This window comes from Rhodococcus sp. IEGM 1318, assembly GCF_033142465.1.
Taxonomy (GTDB): domain Bacteria; phylum Actinomycetota; class Actinomycetes; order Mycobacteriales; family Mycobacteriaceae; genus Rhodococcus_F; species Rhodococcus_F qingshengii_B.
The window spans coordinates 85,664-104,650 of sequence record NZ_JAWLSC010000015.1 but is presented as its reverse complement, the minus strand read 5'-3'; the positions used below and the strand labels follow the sequence as shown (position 1 = coordinate 104,650).

General features: G+C 61.6%; 16 protein-coding genes, 1 tRNA gene and 1 pseudogene. 10 read left to right on the top strand and 8 right to left on the bottom strand.

Translation table 11 applies throughout. From position 1 onward, the window contains the following. Positions 1-200 precede the first annotated feature (200 nt). A complete protein-coding gene (locus tag R4P65_RS28215; RefSeq protein WP_317828962.1) occupies positions 201-1,298 on the bottom strand; it encodes an isocitrate/isopropylmalate dehydrogenase family protein in 1,098 nt (365 codons plus the stop codon). Here R4P65_RS28215 and R4P65_RS28210 point away from each other — a divergent pair. After that, positions 1,264-1,839 carry a 2'-5' RNA ligase family protein gene (locus R4P65_RS28210; protein ID WP_317828961.1) on the top strand — a complete coding sequence of 192 codons (576 nt, stop codon included), beginning with the start codon at positions 1,264-1,266 and terminating at the stop codon, positions 1,837-1,839. The two genes, R4P65_RS28215 and R4P65_RS28210, sit on opposite strands and share 35 nt — an antisense overlap. Here R4P65_RS28210 and R4P65_RS28205 read toward each other — a convergent pair. Further along, positions 1,784-2,713: a DMT family transporter gene (locus tag R4P65_RS28205; protein ID WP_317828960.1), complete on the bottom strand. Its 930-nt coding sequence runs from the start codon at positions 2,711-2,713 to the stop codon at positions 1,784-1,786. The two genes, R4P65_RS28210 and R4P65_RS28205, sit on opposite strands and share 56 nt — an antisense overlap. 213 nt (positions 2,714-2,926) lie before the next feature. On the opposite strand from R4P65_RS28205, the gene R4P65_RS28200 reads away from it, so the two are divergent. Continuing rightward, a complete protein-coding gene (locus R4P65_RS28200) occupies positions 2,927-3,922 on the top strand; it encodes a helix-turn-helix domain-containing protein (protein ID WP_317828959.1) in 996 nt (331 codons plus the stop codon). Positions 3,923-3,996: 74 nt separating this feature from the next. Beyond that, entirely contained in the window at positions 3,997-4,368 is a 372-nt protein-coding gene (trxA, locus tag R4P65_RS28195; protein WP_214890358.1) for a thioredoxin, read from the top strand. A gap of 75 nt (positions 4,369-4,443) precedes the next feature. Here the strand turns inward: trxA and polA are convergent, their stop codons facing one another. Beyond that, entirely contained in the window at positions 4,444-7,191 is a 2,748-nt protein-coding gene (gene polA, locus R4P65_RS28190) for a DNA polymerase I (RefSeq protein WP_317828958.1), read from the bottom strand. A gap of 303 nt (positions 7,192-7,494) precedes the next feature. Between polA and R4P65_RS28185 the strand changes: the two genes are divergently transcribed. The 4 genes from R4P65_RS28185 to R4P65_RS28170 are packed head-to-tail and all read left to right on the top strand — an operon-like array spanning position 7,495 to position 11,642. Beyond that, positions 7,495-8,823 (top strand): branched-chain amino acid ABC transporter permease, encoded by a 1,329-nt coding sequence (locus R4P65_RS28185; protein WP_317828993.1) that lies wholly within the window; start codon positions 7,495-7,497, stop codon positions 8,821-8,823. A gap of 5 nt (positions 8,824-8,828) precedes the next feature. After that, the gene (locus R4P65_RS28180) at positions 8,829-9,818 is read left to right on the top strand and encodes a branched-chain amino acid ABC transporter permease (protein ID WP_317828992.1); all 990 of its coding nucleotides are present in this window, start codon (positions 8,829-8,831) and stop codon (positions 9,816-9,818) included. Further along, positions 9,811-10,839, top strand: a complete 1,029-nt coding sequence (locus tag R4P65_RS28175) for an ABC transporter ATP-binding protein (RefSeq protein WP_230813273.1) — start codon at positions 9,811-9,813, stop codon at positions 10,837-10,839. Before R4P65_RS28180 ends, R4P65_RS28175 begins: the two co-directional genes overlap by 8 nt. Beyond that, positions 10,836-11,642: an ABC transporter ATP-binding protein gene (locus R4P65_RS28170; protein ID WP_317828957.1), complete on the top strand. Its 807-nt coding sequence runs from the start codon at positions 10,836-10,838 to the stop codon at positions 11,640-11,642. Before R4P65_RS28175 ends, R4P65_RS28170 begins: the two co-directional genes overlap by 4 nt. 71 nt (positions 11,643-11,713) lie before the next feature. On the opposite strand, the gene R4P65_RS28165 is transcribed toward R4P65_RS28170, so the two are convergent. Continuing rightward, positions 11,714-13,045, bottom strand: coding sequence for an ABC transporter substrate-binding protein (locus tag R4P65_RS28165; protein WP_317828956.1), 1,332 nt, complete (start codon positions 13,043-13,045; stop codon positions 11,714-11,716). A 208-nt stretch (positions 13,046-13,253) separates the two neighbouring features. After that, positions 13,254-13,880: an ANTAR domain-containing response regulator gene (locus R4P65_RS28160; RefSeq protein WP_095973349.1), complete on the bottom strand. Its 627-nt coding sequence runs from the start codon at positions 13,878-13,880 to the stop codon at positions 13,254-13,256. A gap of 98 nt (positions 13,881-13,978) precedes the next feature. On the opposite strand from R4P65_RS28160, the gene R4P65_RS28155 reads away from it, so the two are divergent. Beyond that, positions 13,979-14,055: transfer RNA gene (locus R4P65_RS28155), tRNA-Leu, on the top strand. Positions 14,056-14,130: 75 nt separating this feature from the next. Beyond that, positions 14,131-14,745: a hypothetical protein gene (locus tag R4P65_RS28150; protein WP_317828955.1), complete on the top strand. Its 615-nt coding sequence runs from the start codon at positions 14,131-14,133 to the stop codon at positions 14,743-14,745. A gap of 110 nt (positions 14,746-14,855) precedes the next feature. Here the strand turns inward: R4P65_RS28150 and R4P65_RS28145 are convergent. Continuing rightward, a pseudogene (locus tag R4P65_RS28145) lies at positions 14,856-15,822 on the bottom strand (bifunctional 5,10-methylenetetrahydrofolate dehydrogenase/5,10-methenyltetrahydrofolate cyclohydrolase). 278 nt (positions 15,823-16,100) lie between these two features. Here R4P65_RS28145 and R4P65_RS28140 point away from each other — a divergent pair. Then, complete coding sequence (locus tag R4P65_RS28140) at positions 16,101-16,604, top strand: SRPBCC domain-containing protein (RefSeq protein ID WP_042923025.1); 504 nt, start codon at positions 16,101-16,103, stop codon at positions 16,602-16,604. Positions 16,605-16,637: 33 nt separating this feature from the next. Here the strand turns inward: R4P65_RS28140 and R4P65_RS28135 are convergent, their stop codons facing one another. Continuing rightward, positions 16,638-17,519: an acyl-CoA thioesterase II gene (locus R4P65_RS28135; RefSeq protein WP_317828953.1), complete on the bottom strand. Its 882-nt coding sequence runs from the start codon at positions 17,517-17,519 to the stop codon at positions 16,638-16,640. Continuing rightward, the gene (gene pyk, locus R4P65_RS28130; protein ID WP_214890328.1) at positions 17,520-18,938 is read right to left on the bottom strand and encodes a pyruvate kinase; all 1,419 of its coding nucleotides are present in this window, start codon (positions 18,936-18,938) and stop codon (positions 17,520-17,522) included. Positions 18,939-18,987: the final 49 nt, after the last annotated feature.

Here is an 18,987-nt window from a genome sequence, read left to right as displayed (position 1 = left end):
GCGTATGCCCCCGCCACTACCAGCGGCACTACCCCAGCCACGTGGCCTTGGTGCCCGTGCGTTTTCACCGACCACGACTCTGCTCTCCACTCGTCGATCGCCGCACTTGCAACGTCCATCCGAAATTCAGTCGAACGGTAGGTTACGGCAGGAGTTCCACCGTCGCCGACTTCGCAAGATTCCGGCCTGTCGTACAAGAATCAGCGACGCAGAGTGTGTGCGTACACGACTTCGGAAAATTCGCTGGTCGATGCCAAACCGCCGAGGTCGGCGGTCGCGATACCCGACGCGATGGTCGTGCGAACCGCGTCTGAAATGCGGCGTGCCGCCGCAGACAACAACCGATCTCCCCGCGCGTCACCGAGCCAGTCGAGCATCATCGCGCTCGAGAGGAACAGTGCCGTTGGGTTCGCCCGATTCTTGCCGGCGATGTCGGGTGCTGCACCGTGCGCGGCCTGAGCCATGACCTGCTTCTCGGAAGCGTTGATCGACGGGGCAGTTCCGAGTGAACCAGACAGCTCACCCGCCAGATCGGACAATATGTCGCCGAACATGTTTTCGGTCACTACGACGTCGAAGTCGCCGCCGCGTCGAACCAGGTGCGCCGCCATCGCGTCGACGTGCTCGTCGTCGACGACTACGTGTGGGAACTCTGCGCCGACGGTTCGGCAGGCGTCGCGGAAGAGGCCGGTGGTCAGCGTGAGGACGTTGGCCTTGTGGACGATCGTGACGTGATTGCGCCGACGCGACGCCAACGCGAAGGCAGTGCGTGCGATCCGTTCACACGCGGCGCGGGTGAACACACCGACTGCCAATGCGATGTCGGGCGTCGGCATGAATTCGCCGCTGCCGACTGCCATGTTCCGGTCCGCGTACAACCCCTCGGTGTTCTCGCGGACGATCACCAGATCCATGTCGGGGACCATCGCCTTCACGCCGGGGAACGCTGCCGCCGGTCGGATGTTCGCGAACAACTCGAACTTCTTCCGGATGACGCCGCCGGGTGTGAGTTGTCCGCTAAACCTCTCTGGATAGGACACACTGTCGTGCGGTCCGAGTATCCAACCCTGCAGCTGTCCCAACGCATCGATGGTCTCGTCGGGAATCGGTGTGCCGTGGCTGTCGATGGCCGAGCTCCCGAGCGGAAGCTCGACCCACTCCACGGGCGGCGCATGAACCGCTGACAACGCCGCATCCACGATCTGCCGCGTCGCCGGGACGATTTCGTGGCCGATTCCGTCGCCGTGCATGAGTCCCAGCCGCATGGCCGGCGTACCGATTGCGCTCGCACCTGTCATCAGGCAATCATTGCTCACCATGGTCCAGTCGGTGGAATTGCTCCTCGATCCGGTGAGTGAGTCGGCAGTCCGCGCGCAATGGCAGCTTCTCGCCGACGCCGGATTTCCAAGTCAGGCCTCCCATCACAGCCCGTCCAACCGCCCGCACATCACGCTGTTCGTCGCCCGCGAGATCCCCGTCGAGATCGACGAACTGTTGAAGCGACGCTTCTCGGCCCCGGACTTCGAAGTCCGACTGGGTGGCTACGTCGTATTCGGCGGCAAGCAGATGGTCTTGGCTCGCTCGGTCATTCCTTCGCGCGCGCTCCTTCACCTGCACCGAGAAATAGCCAAAGCAACAGTCGGATCAACTGCGCTACCCGCCCATGTCGAGCCTGGCGGGTGGACTCCGCATGTGACGCTCGCCCGCCGCGTCGAACCTGCACGTCTGGGTGAGGCCATCGCTCTGGTCGGCACCGACGTGATTCACGGGCGCAGCGGAGCGATCAGGCGCTGGGACGGCGAACAGAAGACGGAATGGTTGCTGACGCCGCGGCTGTGACAGATGGGGTTGCTCGTCGGGTCACCAGGATCCCCGCGATCACCGCGAGTGTCCCAACCGGTTGATTCCAGCCGACCCTCTCGTCCAACACTATTGCCCCGAGCGCGACGCCCACTACTGGGCTGAGGTAGGTGACAGTCGACGCTGCAGTCGGCCCCCACCCTTGAACCACATTGGTGTTCCAGATGAACGTGAGCCCAGTCCCCAGTGCGCCTAGCGCGATCATCGACAGGACAACTGCCGGCGTCAGGTGCATCGGCGTGTTCGCGATGACCGGAGAGGCAAGAACCATCACGAGTGCACCGATACTGATCTGCAATAGCGCGACCGTACGGGTGTCGATCCCGAGCGGAAGCACGAAGCGCCTGAGGTAGACAAACGAAATCCCGTACGACGCAGTCGCTCCCAGGCAGGCCATCTGAGCGCCGGGACTTCCGCCGACGCCGAGATTCCACGGCGCCAATACGATCAGCACTCCGGCGAATCCGAGCAGCAACCCCAGCGACTTGTATCGCGTCAGCGTCTCACCCGGCAGAAAGGCAAGCGAGACAGCCATAGTCATCAATGGTGTGGTGGCGTTGTAGATACTCGCGAGTCCGGAAGACATGCTCTGCTCGGCCCAACTGAACAGCAGCCACGGCACGATGCATTGCGTCGCTGCGAGAAACGCCAAGTGTTTCCAGACGCGAAAGTCCCTCGGTATGCCGATCCGACTCACCGCTGACACGAGAACCAGCGCGAAAGCGCCGAAGACCAAGCGCCACAAAACTACCTGAGTGAAGGACAGACCCTCGAGCCCGATCTTCATGAAGAGGAAACTGGCTCCCCACACCACCGCAGCTCCGGTGTATTGAAAAGCCAGACTCACCCTCACAGAGTGAAGTCTCCATGAGGACTGACGTCGTGACGGGTGTCGGGCGTACGGCCGGCAAGAGCTAATACGTTCAGGACCAGGAGGACCAGGAGACTGATGACGATGATTGCCATGTGTCCAGCCTGACGCAAGGCCGCGCCCTTCAACAGTGGCAGAAAAGCCAGACATGGTCGTTTTTCTGCCATTTTGTCGTTTTTCTGTCACACTCGAAAGATGCTCGCGAAAGTGGTGGTCCCACTGATGCCGATGACCGAGGCGTTCGAACTCGGCGTGGCATGTGAAGTATTCGGCTTCGACCGATCCGACGACGGCCTCCCGACGTACGACTTCTCTCTGATCGCCGCAGTTCCGGGCCCGATCCGAACACGCTTCGGCTACAACATCGATGTTCCGTACAACCTCGACTCTCTCGATGACGCCGATCTCATCGTCGTTTCTGCCGGCGGCACCTACGACGCAGGCGACGCGTATATGTGCTCGCCGAGTCCCGACTCGAGTGTCGATCCCCTGCTGGTCAAACTCCGTGAGGCGGTGGCACGGGGCGCCAAGGTGGCAAGCCTGTGCACCGGCGCGTTTGTCCTCGGGGCGGCGGGACTGCTGGATGGGAAGCGATGCACGACGCATTGGCGTCACGCCGAAAGGCTGGCCCAGACGTATCCGGAAGCCAAGGTCGATCCGGACGTGCTGTACGTGGACGAAGATCCGGTGTTCACCAGCGCCGGCACCGCAGCAGGAATCGATCTTTGCTTGCACATCGTCCGCAAGGAACAGGGCTCTCGCGTGGCCAACGGCATCGCGAGAAGGATGGTGGTACCGCCGCATCGTGACGGCGGTCAGGCTCAGTACGTCGCCACTCCCCTCACCTCGACGCCGAGCGCAACTCTTGCCCCACTCCTCGACTGGATGACGGAGAATCTCGCCGTCGACCTCACTGTCGGCATGGTTGCAGCGCGAGCGAACATGTCCGCTCGCACCTTTGCGCGCCGTTTCCAAGCGGAAACAGGGACAACCCCCGCGCGTTGGCTCAGCGATCAGCGAGTACTGGCCGCCCAGCAACTACTCGAGAATTCGGACCTCTCCGTCGACGTCATCGCAGAACGTGTCGGATTCGGCGGCGGTGCCGTGCTCCGCCAGCACTTCATTCGCCTGCGTTGCACCACGCCCCAGGCGTACCGCCGGACGTTTCGGGCGGCCGAGAACGCAAGCTGAAATCCACTCAGGGAAGAATCAGCGGTTCCGGGGCGTTGCACACACCAACAGCCCGCACAATGGAAAGGACCCCCGTGGCCACCCAGACACTCACCCAGCAGAACTTCGACGAAACGATCAACGGCAGCGACGTCGTCCTCGTGGACTTCTGGGCTTCATGGTGCGGCCCGTGCCGCCAGTTCGCGCCGACGTTCGAAGCCTCCTCCGAGAAGCACAGCGACGTCGTTCACGCCAAGGTGGACACCGAAGCCGAGCAGGGAATCGCAGCGGCCGCCAACATCCGCTCCATCCCCACGATCATGGCCTTCCGCGAAGGCGTTCTCGTGTTCAACCAGGCCGGCGCACTTCCTGCCGCTCAGCTCGAAGAGCTGGTGACTCAGGTCAAGGCACTCGACATGGACGAGGTCCGCAAGCAGATCGCAGAGCAGACCGCCTCTGCTGAGTAGCGAAAGAAGGCTGGGCCGGAATCGCATTCGATTCCGGCCCAGCCTTTTTCGTAGCCAGCCCTATTTGTTGCCGACTCAGTGGGCCGCGCTGTCCCAGCTTCGACCAGTTCCCACCGAAACATCCAGCGGTACCGACAACTCGATGGCTGTGGCCATCTTGTCCCTGACCAACGCAGTGACCTCCTCCAACTCGGAGGCAACCACTTCGAGCACCAATTCGTCGTGAACCTGCAACAGCATGCGCGACTTCAATCCGGCGTCGGCGAGAGCCTTCTGCACGTTGATCATCGCGACCTTGATGATGTCGGCCGCCGTGCCCTGGATCGGCGCGTTCAAGGCAGCACGTTCGGCCACCTCACGACGCTGACGGTTGTCACTGTTGAGATCGGGCAGATACCGACGTCGCCCGTAGAGAGTCGAGGTGTAACCGTCCTTACGCGCTTGCTCGACCACTGCGTGGAGGTAATCCCGCACACCGCCGAAACGAGCGAAGTACGCATCCATCTGCTGCTTCGCTTCTTCGGTCGAAATCTTCAGCTGCGACGCCAATCCGTAAGCGCTCAATCCGTAGGCCAGACCGTAGGACATCGCTTTGACCCGGCGACGCAGTTCAGGAGTGACCTCTTCGATCGGAACACCGAATGCACGTGAGCCGACAAAGCTGTGCAGGTCCTCACCGGTGTTGAATGCCTCGATCAGTCCCTCGTCGCCTGAGACGTGCGCCATGATGCGCATTTCGATCTGGCTGTAATCGGCAGTGAGCAGAACGTCGAACCCCTGCCCGACCACAAATCCGTCGCGAATCTCGCGCCCCGCATCATTGCGGACCGGGATGTTCTGCAGGTTCGGATCGGTCGACGACAGCCGTCCGGTCGCGGCAACCGTCTGGTTGAACGTCGTGTGGATGCGACCGTCTTCGGCCACGGCCTTGAGAAGACCGTCGACGGTCACCTTCATACGCGTCGCATCACGGTGCGCGAGAAGGTGTTCGAGGAACGGGTGTCCCGTCTTGTCGAACAGACCCTGCAGCGCCTCGGCGTCGGTGGTGTAGCCAGTTTTCGTCTTCTTGGTCTTGGGCATGTCGAGTTCTTCGAACAAGACCACCTGCAGCTGCTTCGGCGAACCCAGGTTGATCTGCTTGTCGATCACCTCGTACGCGGAGTTTGCGGCGTCGGCGACCTGGGACGCGAAACGACTCTGCAGATCGTGCAGATGCGCGCTGTCGACGGCGATGCCGGTGGCCTCGATCTGCGCGAGCTCGATCGTCAACGGCAGTTCCATGTCGGAGAGGAGCGACTTGGACTCGATCGACTCCAACTCGGTATCCAACGCAGCTGCCAAGTCGAGAACGGCCTGAGCGCTGAGCATCGCGGTCTCGGCCGCTTCGGCATCAAGCTGTTCGGTGTCGTCGAGAAGTGAAAGCTGTTCCTGGCCGGAGGTTTCGGCACGAAGTTCACGCTTGAGGTAGCGCAGGGACAGATCATCGAGATTGAAGGTGCGCTGGCCTGGCCGGACGAGGTACGCGGCCAGAGCGGTGTCGCTGGTCAGTCCGCCGAGCGTCCAACCACGCCCACGCAGAGCGTGGATCGCCCACTTGGCTTCGTGCAGCGCCTTCGGCTGCGATGCGTCCGCAAGCCAATCACCGAGAGCCGCTTCATCTTCCGGCGTCGCCGTCGATGTCGCGATGTATGCGCATTCGCCGTCGGAGGCCGCGATCGCGAGTGCAGTGACGTCACCGGCAAACGGAGTTCTGGTTCCGAGCACAGTCACGCCGTGACGATCACCGGTTCGCGCGTGAGCGTCGAGCCATGCCGCAACCGCACCCGGGGCGAGTGCGTCGCCGCTGACCTCGAAGCCCTCTTCGGCTTCGGGTTCGGACGACGACAGGGTCGCGAACAGTCGATCGCGGAGAACCTTGAACTCGAGATCGTCGAACAACGCATGAATCTTCTCGCGGTCCCACGGAGCCAACACCAACTGCTCGGGCGTGTACGGCAAAGGAACGTCGCGAACCATTTCGGTCAGCTGGCGATTGAGCAGGACGTTTGCAAGGTTCTCGCGTAGTGAGTCGCCCACCTTGCCACGGACCTTGTCCACGTTGTCCACCAGTCCCTGCAGGTCACCGTACTCACGGATCCACTTGGTGGCGGTCTTCTCGCCGACGCCTGGGATACCGGGGAGGTTGTCACTCGGGTCGCCGCGCAGGGCAGCAAAATCCGGATACTGCGACGGAGTGAGGCTGTACTTCTCCTCGACGGCCGTCGGCGTGAATCGGGTGAGCTCCGAGACGCCCTTCTTCGGGTAGAGCACAGTGACGTTGTCGGTCACCAGCTGCAGCGAGTCGCGGTCGCCGGTCACGACGAGAACTCGGTATCCGAGGGCCTCCGCCTGCGTGGTCAACGTGGCAATCACGTCGTCGGCTTCGAAACCTTCCTCGGCCATGACCGGGATGCCCAGCGCGCCGAGAACGTCCTTGGTGATGTCGATCTGGCCCTTGAATTCGTCCGGAGCCTTCGCACGCTGCGCCTTGTATTCAGGGAACAGGTCGGCGCGAAACGTCTGACGCGACACGTCGAAGGCCGCAGCCAAGTGGGTCGGCTGTTCGTCGCGAAGAAGATTGATCAACATCGACGTGAAGCCGTACACCGCGTTGGTGGCCTGCCCACTGTGTGTCTTGAAGTTCTCTGCAGGCAGCGCGTAGAAGGCGCGAAACGCCAACGAATGCCCGTCGAGAAGCATCAAGAGAGGGCGATCGTCCGCCTTGCCGGTGGTGCCGGCTGAAGCGGTGGACGTGCTGGACCGAGTTGTGGTTGCGGGGCTCACGGTTCATCAGTCTAGGGATCGCGACCGACATCGACGCCTTCGCCGTTGTTTACGCAGGAACAGGCACAAGAATCGGACAAGTGATGCAGCCATCGGTCTTCGATACGGAACCGAAACATCCCGGAAATCCCAGAACCCCATCTGAAGCGAACAGAGCCGTTAGAGTCCGGAAATCGCAGCAACGGATCAAGCTCTCCGCTGCGTGGCACCTTTGTCCAGACGCGCTAGTCCCGACCCGCTCGGAGGACGTACGTGGCCCCACCCGTAGTGAAACGGCATACCCTCGCAACACTCAGCCGACTACTGGCCTTTGCATTACTCACGTTCTTCGCATTACTCAGCCTGGCCGGAACTGCCGGGGCCCAGGAACCGACCAACTCCCCGGCACCCACCAACTCCTCTGCACCGCCGACCTCGTCAGGACCGACAAAACCGACAAAACCGGTTCCCGACAATGCCGTCCCCGTCAGCGGCAATCTCAACAACGGTGGCACCCGGCTCGAGGGCGTCACGGTGCGCGCGCTCGATTCCTCCGGCACCGAGGTCGCCACCGGCGAGTCGGCATCGAACGGCCGTTGGGAACTGGCCGTGGCACCGGGCACCTACACCTTCGAGATCGTTGCCGACACACTCCCCGACGGGGTCAGTGTGCAAGCCGCTGTCGAACGCGAGGTGGTGGCCGGCCGCGCGAACACCGTGATCTTTTCGTTCGGCGAGGTTCGCACCGCCTCGAATGTCAGCTTCGGCGAGAAGCTCATCCGCACGACTGTCGACGGTCTGCGGTTCGGTCTCGTGATCGCGATCGCCGGTGTGGGTCTGAGTTTGATCTACGGCACGACCGGCCTGACCAACTTCGCTCACGGCGAGATGGTGACGTTGGGAGCCGTTGCTGCCTGGGTGATCAACACGTCCTTCGGCGTTCCGCTGATTCCCGCCACGATCCTCGCGATCTTCGTCGGCATCGGCATCGGCCTGCTGACCAACGGGATCGTCTGGAAACCACTGCGTAAGCGCAAGACCGGGTTGATCGCGCAATTGGTTGTCTCGATCGGTCTCGCGATTTCCCTGCGCTACCTGATCCTCATCTTCTTCTCCGATCGAGCAGAACCCTTCGACGACTACCAGGGGCAGGTCGAGAAGAACTGGGGCCCGATCGCACTGACCGACGCCAACGCGATAGTCATGATCGTCAGTCTGGTCGTCCTGGTCGGCGTCGCACTTCTTCTGCAGAGGACTCGCATCGGAAAGGCCATGCGCGCCGTCTCCGACAATCGTGACCTCGCCGCTTCGTCGGGAATCAACGTCGAGCGCGTGATCATGTTCGTCTGGGGCCTCGGCGGCGGATTGGCCGCACTCGGCGGTGTGCTCTTCGGTATCTCCGAGCTCGGCGGACGCGTCCAGTGGGAGATGGGCTTCAAACTGTTGCTGCTGATGTTCGCCGGAATCACCCTCGGTGGTCTGGGAACGGCGTACGGGGCGCTACTCGGCTGCGTCATCGTCGGACTTCTGGTTCAACTCTCGACGCTCATCATCAACCCCGACCTCAAATACATCGGCGGACTTCTCGTCTTGATCGTGATCCTCGTGGTTCGCCCCCAGGGCATCCTCGGATCCAGACAAAGGATCGGGTGACGAACATGGACATCATGGGAGCTTTCCAGGTTTCCTTCGCCCAGTTGATCGGGCCGTCGGCAATCTTCTACGCACTGCTCGCGATCGGGCTGAACCTGCACTTCGGCTACGCCGGACTGCTCAACTTCGGTCAGATCGGTTTTGCTCTTCTCGGCGGCTACGGCGTCGGCATCATGACGGTGACCTACGACCAACCGTTGTGGCTCGGAATCCTCGTCGGACTTACCGCAGCCGGCCTCCTCGCGCTCGTGCTCGGTATCCCGACACTGCGTCTGCGCGCCGACTATCTCGCCATCGTCACCATCGCGGCTTCGGAGATCTTGCGTCTGATCTTCCGCTCGACCGCGTCGGATTCGGTGACCGGTTCCACCAACGGCCTGTTCGGTTTCGCAGATCCGTTCACTGCACTGAGCCCATTCGACTCGGCCAAGCAGTACTCGTTTCTCGGTGTGAAGTTCTACGGAGACGACCTCTGGTCGATGGTCGTCGGCTGGACCCTGGTCCTGATCTTGTGCGGATTTGTCTACCTGTTGACGCACAGCCCGTGGGTGCGCGTCCTCAAGGCGGTTCGTGAAGACGAGGATGCAGCGCGCTCGTTGGGCAAGAACGTCTTCGTGTACAAGATGCAGGCTCTGGTTCTCGGCGGCGTGATCGGTGGTCTGGCCGGTGTTTTCAACGCCCTCCAGACCAAGTCCATCAACCCGGACTTCTACTCGACCGCGCAGACGTTCTTTGCGTTCGGCGCACTGATTCTGGGCGGCGCGGCAACGGTTTTCGGCCCGGTGGTAGGAGCAATGCTGTTCTGGTTCCTCCTCGCCATTCCAGACGCTTTGTTGCGTCAGGCGATCTCCGGCGAAAATCCGCTGCTCTCGCTGACCGAACAACAGGTCGGAGCCACCCGGTACGTCTTGCTCGGATTGATGATCGCTCTTCTGATGGTCTTCAGACCGCAGGGAATACTGGGTAACAAGCGGGAGGTGCAACTCAATGCTTGACGCCGATACCAGAGCACAGATCTTTGCCGACGTTCCTCATCTTCCGGGATCAGCAAAACCCGACCCGGTACTGATCGCGGACAACGTCTCGCGCACGTTCGGCGGCCTCAAAGCCGTCGATGTCGACCACCTCGAAATTCAACGCGGGTGCATCACGGGTCTGATCGGCCCCAACGGCGCCGGGAAAACCACCCTCTTCAACCTCCTCACCGGTTTCGACCGGCCGGACACCGGTACGTGGTCGATGGACGGTCAATCGCTGGGTCGCATGTATCCCCACCAGGTAGCCAGGAAAGGAGTGGTACGCACGTTCCAGTTGACCAAGGCGCTGTCCAAACTCACGGTGCTGGACAACGTACGCCTGGGCGCCACCGGTCAACGAGGTGAACGCATCTTCGCCTCGCTTGTCCCGTGGATCTGGAAGGGTCAGGAACGCGAGATCACCGAGCGCGCCAACGAACTCCTCGCGCGATTCAAACTCGACACAAAAGCCGATGACCTCGCCGGTTCCCTGTCAGGCGGACAGCGCAAACTGCTCGAAATGGCTCGCGCACTCATGACCTCGCCCTCGGTGGTGATGCTCGACGAACCCATGGCAGGCGTCAATCCCGCTCTGACGCAAAGCCTGCTCGGACACATCAAATCATTGCGCGACGACGGAATGACGGTCGTCTTCGTCGAGCACGACATGGACGTGATCCGAGACATCAGCGATTGGGTGGTAGTCATGGCACAGGGCAGCGTCATCGCCGAGTCCACTCCGGATGAACTCTCGTCCAACACAGCTGTCGTCGACGCATATCTGGGCAGCCACCACGACCAGGCCCTCGAGTTCGACGACAACGGAAATCCGGTGGGCGAGACGGCCGTTCTGGCCGCCGCCCTGGCAGAAGCCGAGGTCGAAACGCTCGAGGCGGGCGGCGATCTCTCGGAACCCGACATCGACAACCTCCCGGCCGATCTCGCCGCGACGCTGGAATCGAGTCCCGAGGAACCGCGCGGAAGGCACGAGAAGCCATGAGCGACAACCAAGCACGTTCACTCACACCCGCAGAGTTCGCCGCGACAGCCGAAGAGCATCAGCGACTGTCGGCCGGTGCCCTACTCCGCGCCGACAGCCTCGTCGCCGGCTACATTCCCGGCGTCAACATCCTGCGTGAGTGCAACTTCTTCCTGAAGGAAGGTGAGATCGTCGGAATCATCGGACCGAACGGCGCAGGCAAGTCGACACTCCTGAAGTCACTGTTCGGTTTGATACCGGTTCGCGAAGGATCGGTCACTCTCCGCGAGGACAACATCACGTCTGCGCCCGCTCACGTCCTCGTGCAGAAGGGAGTCGGGTACGTCCCTCAGACACAGAACGTTTTTCAGACTCTGACTATCGAAGAAAACCTCGAGATGGGAATTTATTTGCGTCCCAAGGCATTCGCGGAGCGATTTGCCTTCGTGAGTGAATTGTTTCCACTCCTGAGTGAACGACGAAAGGTAAAGGCCGGGGCACTCTCGGGCGGCGAACGTCAGATGGTCGCGATGGGCCGGGCTTTGATGATGGACCCGTCGGTCCTGCTCCTCGACGAACCGTCCGCGGGCCTTTCCCCGATGTTCCAGGACGAGGTGTTCATCCGTTGCAAGAAGATAAATGCTGCGGGTGTCTCGGTCATCATGGTCGAGCAGAACGCGCGCCGCTGCCTTCAGATCTGCGATCGCGGCTACGTACTCGATCAGGGCAAGAACGCGTACACCGATACCGGCGCCAATCTGATGAACGACCCCAAGGTGATCGAGCTGTATCTGGGAACACTCGCCGGGAGCAAAGAGAAGTAGGCACGACATGAGAACGGGCCAGGGTCTCTCGACCCTGGCCCATTCTCGTCGACTGCTTACTTGCCCACGACTTACTTGCCCACCACCACGAATCCTTCTGTGGTCAGCGTGTTCTCAGGGCCGAACTTGAGCTTTCCGTACGAACCGATGGACGGCTCTCCCGAATCGTTGAAGTCCAACTCACCGGTGATGCCGTCGTAGTCGATGTCGGTTCCCGCCTTCACCAACGGCAGGCACTCCACGTAGGACGTGCACTTGGTGCCGCCTTCGGTGACGCTGTTGATGTTCGCCGCGATGTCCGTGCCCGCCGTCGACTTCGCCTGCTCGGCAGCAAGTGCCGAGATCACCACCGCGTCGTACGACTCTCCGGCGTAGTTGAAGTCGATCAGTGAGGGGTTGACTGCCTTCAGGCGATCTTGGAAGGCGGCTCCGACATCCGTCAGTGGCGTCGTTCCCTGCATGGTGTCGAGCAACGGCTTTGCCACGGATTCGCCGAGCGCATTACCCATGTTGCCGTCTACGCCGTACATCGCCATTCCGTCCGACGGGCCGATGCCCACCTCGTGCATTCGCGTGATGATCTTCGCCGACTCCTCGAAGCCCACCAAAGCAACAGCATCCGGATTGAAGTTCTTGACCTGATCGACTTCGGAGTTGAACGACTGCGCGTTCGGGTCGTAGATGATCTTCTCGATCTGATCCGAGGGGACACCCGAATCGATCAGATTCTTTTCGATGTTGTCGGCCAAACCCGTCCCGTACGGGTCGTTGAGAGCCATGATGGCTACGCGCTGACCACCATCGTCCGAAATGAGCTGTGCGACGGCCTGAGCCTGTAGTACGTCCGTCGGAGCGGTGCGGAAGTACATGCCCTTGTCGGGGTAGCAGACGAACTGGTCCGACGTGTTGGCAGGAGAGAACATCACGACGCCGGCGCTGGCGATCTTGTCGATCACCTTGAGCGAGACCGACGACGACGCGGCGCCGACGATCACCTGAGTGCCGGCCGCCAATTCGCGGTCGACGGTGGAGTTGGCGGTGTCCGTCGTGGTGTCTCCCGAATCGCCGGGAATCAGCTGGACCGGTTGGCCGAGAACGCCTCCGGCTGCATTGACGTCGTTGACTCCCAGCTGGGTGCCCGCAACCATCGGCGGCCCGAGGAACGACAAGCTGCCGGTGTCGGGAAGAAGCGTGCCGATGCGCAGCGCTTCCGTGGACGGGGTGGCGCCGGCCTTGGCCTGCTCCGGGGTGCAATCGGTCGTGACGGATGTCGTCGCGGCGGAAGCGCCGGACGTAGAGCCACTCGAAGACGAGTCATCCGACTTGTCCGAGCTACAGCCTGCAAGTGCCAGTGATGCCGCGCCGAGAACTGCAGCAGTACGCACAAGTGTTCGTCTAGCCATCCCACGCTCCTAAGATCAGCCGGTGCTCGCGCCACCCGAACTGGCGCTCGCTGTGGGATCAGACGCTAGACCTTGGAACCGTTTCGCGATCCTTCAAGAAAGCCCTGTGACCTGACTGTTATCTGAAGGCCCACAGTGTTTACACGGCTGTAGCGCTGCGCGACGTTTCGACGGTCGACGCAGCACCCGGATGACCCGGACACTTTGCTCAAGCGTCCGGTTCGCCGCCCAGAGTTTCCAGTACGACCTGTGCGACGGCCTTCATCGTGGAGCGCCGGTCCATCGCGGCGCGCTGAATCCACTTGAACGCCTCGGGTTCGGTGAGCGCTTGGCGAACCATCAGAACACTCTTGGCACGCTCGATCAGCTTGCGTGCTTCCAGTCGGTCGGACAGATCGGCGACCTCACGCTCGAGCGCGGTCACCTCTCGGAAGCGACTGACCGCCAATTCGACGGCAGGCACCAAGTCACTGATGGAGAACGGCTTGACCAAGTAGGCCATGGCGCCGGCATCGCGTGCGCGCTCGACCAACTCGCGCTGACTGAACGCTGTGAGAATGACAACAGGAGCGATGCGCTTGGCGGCAATCTCCGACGCCGCATCGATGCCGTCTCTCCTGGGCATCTTCACGTCCATGATGACCAGATCAGGCCTGAGTGACTCGGCCAACTCGACCGCCACCTGTCCGTCACCGGCCTCGCCGACGACGTCGTAGCCCTCTTCGCGGAGCATCTCGACCAGATCCATACGGATCAACGCCTCGTCTTCAGCGACGACAACACGACGGGGTGCGAGCTGATTGCCTTGCGGCTGCGGCGAATTCATGGCCACCATCCTCCTCCATCGAACCGCCCCGACACGAGACGCGAACGATTAGAGGGTACCGGTGTTTGACATTGAAATCGCATCTTCTAATGTAGTCATCGCAACAAGCCCTCGTATCCCAATTGGCAGAGGAAACGGATTCAAAACCCGTCCAGTGTGAGTTCGAGTCTCACCGAGGGCACCACCTGCCGCAGTCGGCCGTACCGCAAGGTTTCGGCATTCGGCTGTACCCCGGATCAACCGCCGCTAGGTTCGATCCATGAACGTTCGCCGGGTAATTACTCTGCTCGGAGCCATGTCTTTTCTCTCGCTGCTCGCCGGGTGTCAGACAGACGACGAATCCGACACTGCCGGCGGATCTTCCACCAAGGTCGTCCTCGACGCTGCAACACGCACCGGCACCCTTCAGGTCGGCTCTCGCCCGATCAATGCCCCGTCCACCGAGATCTCCATGCTTCCCCCGTTGCCGAACGCCACGGAGATCCCTTCACCGAATCCGCGCGTCGAGGTGACCGAGATCGACGTGACCGATCACGATGGTTTCACTCGCATCACCTATCGCTTCGACGGCAACGGATCGGTGTTCTGGAAAGCCGAATATGTCAGTGAAGCAATCCGAGCGGGAGACAGCACAGTCGTGGACGTCGGTAGTCGATCGATACTTCAGGTCGATCTGATGGGAGTCCAATCGGCTTCCGTGCACGACTCTGTATCGCACGAGGGCGCGAGCATCACGCGTATGGACAGTGCAGCCGTGAACAATACGATCCTGCAGTCGTTTGTCGGGACGGTCGACATCCGTCCGACGTACACGGTGTCGACATCCGATTCACCGTCCCAGTTGACGATCGACATCCCCGCAGTCGACAACTGACATTGATTACCCAATTGTGCTTCCAGCGCAGGCATCCCGGCGCAGCAGTCGTCAACTGCCGTAATCCGGTTGTCGAGGGTCGGCTGAATCTCCATCTCGAAACCGAGGTCTCACAATCGGTCCGGGGCGATTGTGGGGTCCGGTCCAACACGAATGTCATGATGCTCATGCCCGAACTGCTGCTGCCCGAACTTCCGCTGCCCGAACTGCCACGGCGAGAGTTTGTTCCAGCAGTACCGCAACCGTCATGGGGCCGACACCACCCGGCACCGGTGTGATTGCACCGGCGCGAGTGAGCGCGGCGCCGTACTCCACATCGCCGACGTTACCCGCGTTGTACCCCGCATCGATCACCACTGCCCCAAGCTTGATCCACGCCCCTTTGATCAGTTCCGGAACACCGACAGCAGCGATGACGACGTCCGCCGTACCGACATGAGCGGCCAGGTCGACGGTTCGCGAATGGCAGTACGTCACCGTTGCGCCTCGACGCAGGAGGAGCATTCCCATCGGCAGTCCGAGGATGGGGCTTCTGCCGACTACAACGGCATGCTTTCCGGCGAGTTCGACGCCTGTGGCGTGGAGGAGGCGCAGGATGCCACTCGGCGTACACGATTCGAATCCCTCTCCGGTCAACGCCATGGCCGCAAATGATGCCGAAGTGACGCCGTCGACGTCCTTGTCGGCCGAGATGGCATCGAACGCGGCCCGTTCGTCGATGTGGTCTGGTACCGGGTGTTGAAGCAGTATGCCGTCGATCAAAGGGTCCGCCGACAACGCCTTCAGCACATCGACGAGTTCTCCCGTGGTCGCACTAACCGGTAGGTCTATTGTTCGCGACGTCATTCCGACAGCGGCGGACCGTTTGGCCTTCATGTGCACATAGGCCTTCGAGGCCGGGTCCGATCCCACGATGACGGCTGCCAGGCAGGGAACATGCCCCGTCTGTTCACGAAAGTGCCTGGTGCGCACTGACAGGTCCGCGAGCGCAGCATCGGCAATGGCGCGACCGTCGATAATTCGAGCGGGCTCGCTCTGGCTGGACACATTCTCGGCGGACAGATTCTTGGCGGCCATGGTTCTCCCTTCACACAAGATGTGTGAAGCACCCAGGCGGTCGATGCCTCGCGATGTGCACTCCCCGGTGGTAGGTCCCACCCGCGCCAGTCGTGCGTGGTCAGCGTACAGCGCGGTTGTTTCACCGCCACGAAACGCATCGAGAACGCCGCTCTCAAAACGAAACAAATCGACATAACCTATCAATAGGTAACGATCTGACCTGCAGTTATTCCATCCTGTGCAATTAGATGGCACGATGGGGGCAACCGCACGGGCACCAAGCATTGGAGGCACCGATGGACAACGGCAAGATAAACCTGACCTATGACGGTCGGGTGTCACTGAGCTTCCAACTGGCGATTCCGCACGCACCGGACAAGGTCTGGAAAGTGATAACGGAACGGGAGTACCTCGATGCCTGGTTCCCGGCGGACGTCGATTTCGATCTCACTCCCGGCGCGGATCTGCTGTTCAAGGTGACACCGGAACAAGTCGAGCGTTTCGGACTACCCGCAGATCACGTGACGCGTGGGACGGTCATCAGCGTCCACCCGCACCGAATTCTCGAATTCCTCTGGGACGCAGACACTCTGCATTGGGAGCTGGCTCCGGACGGCACCGGCGGCTGTTGGCTGACCCTCACCCACACGATGGAAGACGAAGAGTCCGCGTACGCCCACGCCGCCGGCTGGCACGCGGGCTTGGAAGTTGTTGCGGCCCAACTCGACGGACGCGAAGTCGACTGGTCTCCGTGGGACCGCGCCGACGAACTCTCACCGCAGTACCGCAAGTCGGCCTGAACCTGGGCCCGAGCACAGTCTCGAGCCCGCTTCTCACTCCCCCTTGCGCGGGAAGTGCCTGATCATTCCTTCTTGAACCACCGTTGCCAACAGCAGTCCTTCCACCGAGAAATACCGTCCGGTCGCCAGACCACGCGAACCTGCAGCGACGGGCGATTCGGTCGCGTACAGAACCCAATCGCTGAATCGGAACGGACGGTGGAACCAGATCGAGTGGTTGACCGTCGCCGCGACGATACGATCATGACCCCAGGACAATCCATGAGTGGTCAGAATCGAATCGAGCACAGTGGTGTCCGACGAATATGCAAGCGTCGCAGCGTGTACGAGTGAATCATCCGGGAGATCACCGTCGGGGCGCATCCACACCCGATTGTGGTTGAGTTTCTCACCGGTGCCTTTGAGTATCCACGCCGGATCGTTGGCGTACCTCATGTCGATCGGCTTGAGCGCCGCACTGAAATGCGGCAGTTTTTCCTCGTACCCCACCAGATGATCGCCGATCGGCGGCAGTGACTCCGGAAGTGGAACATCCGGGATCTCGACGGCATGGTCTAGCCCCTTGCCGGAGTCCTGGAACGCCGCGAGCATCACGAACAATTCGTTTTCACCCTGATAGGCCGTCACCTGACGGTTGGCGAAAGCACGCCCGTCACGATGACGCTCCACCTGATACTCGATGGGCGCCTTGACATCTCCACCCCGAATGAAATGGGCGTTGACGGCATGGATCGGGCGCTCACCGTCGACGGTCCGTCCGGCGGCCATCAGTGCCTGAGACACCAACTGACCGCCGAACGTGCGCGAACCTACTTGCTCGGGGTGGTGTCCACGGAACGCGTCGTCACCGATCTGCTCCAGATCCAACAGACCGAGGAGAGTACCGAGGTCGGTGGACGCATTCGCGTGGGTCACTCAGTGGTCCTCTTCGCCGATACGGTGGACGTGAATGAGGTTGGTGGAGCCGACGGTTCCCGGAGGGGACCCGGCAACGATGACCACAAGGTCGCCCTTGACGTATCGCCCGAGGGAGAGCAAAGCATTGTCGACCTGACGCACCATCTCGTCGGTGGTGGCCACCGCATCGACCAGGAACGTCTCGGTTCCCCACGTCAGCGTCAGCTGACTGCGCACTGCGGGCAGCGGTGTGAAGGCGAGCAGCGGCAGCGGGGTGTGCAGGCGAGCCAGTCGTCGCACCGTGTCACCGGACTGTGTGAACGCAACCAATGCCTTGGCGTCCAGACGTTCGCCGATGTCACGTGCTGCGTACGAGATGACACCGCGCTTGGTGCGCGGGACGTGAGTCAGGGGTGGGACTCGGGTCGATTCATTCTCGACGGCCTCGACGATGCGGGCCATGGTGCGAACGGTTTCCATTACGTACTTGCCCACTGATGTCTCGCCCGAGAGCATGACTGCATCCGCGCCGTCGAGAACGGCGTTGGCAACGTCGGACGCCTCTGCACGGGTGGGACGCGAGTTCTCGATCATCGACTCGAGCATCTGTGTGGCGACGATGACCGGCTTCGCGTTCTCACGAGCAATCTGGATTGCGCGCTTCTGGACGAGCGGGACTTGCTCGAGCGGCAACTCGACACCGAGGTCACCGCGGGCGACCATGACGGCGTCGAATGCAAGCACGATGGCTTCGAGATTGTCGATCGCCTCGGGCTTCTCGAGCTTCGCGATGACGGGAACACGGCGCCCGACTCGATCCATGATGGCGTGAACCAATTCGACGTCCGCGGGTGAGCGAACGAAGGAGAGTGCAATGAAGTCGACGCCCAGCTTGAGGGCGAACTCGAGGTCGGCGATGTCCTTGCCCGACAGGGCAGGAACGGAGACGTTCATGCCAGGCAGCGAGAGGCCCTTGTTGTTGCTGACCGGACCGCCTTCGGTGACCCGACAGACGACGTCGTTACCGTCGATGGAAGTGACGACCAGGCCGACCTTTCCGTCGTCGACCAGCAGTCGGTCGCCGGCCTTGGCGTCGCGCGCCAATTCCTTGTACGTGGTCCCGACGCGATCATGTGTTCCCTCGACGTCGTCGACGGTGATACGAACCTCTTCACCGTTGGCCCAGGTGGTCCGCTCGTCCTTGAATCGGCCGAGGCGAATCTTGGGCCCCTGGAGGTCGGCGAGAACACCGACGGCCTTTCCGGTGGCGTCCGACGCGGCGCGGACGCGAATGTAGTTTTCTTCGTGATCGGCATGCTCGCCGTGGCTGAAGTTGAGGCGAGCCACGTCCATGCCGCTCTCCACGAGCTCACGGATGCGGTCGCCAGAAGCTGTCGCAGGTCCAAGTGTGCATACAATTTTTGTCCGTCGGTTCACGGCTCGAGCCTAGTCGCTACCCCACCGCACTTCTATCCGGCATTTGCGA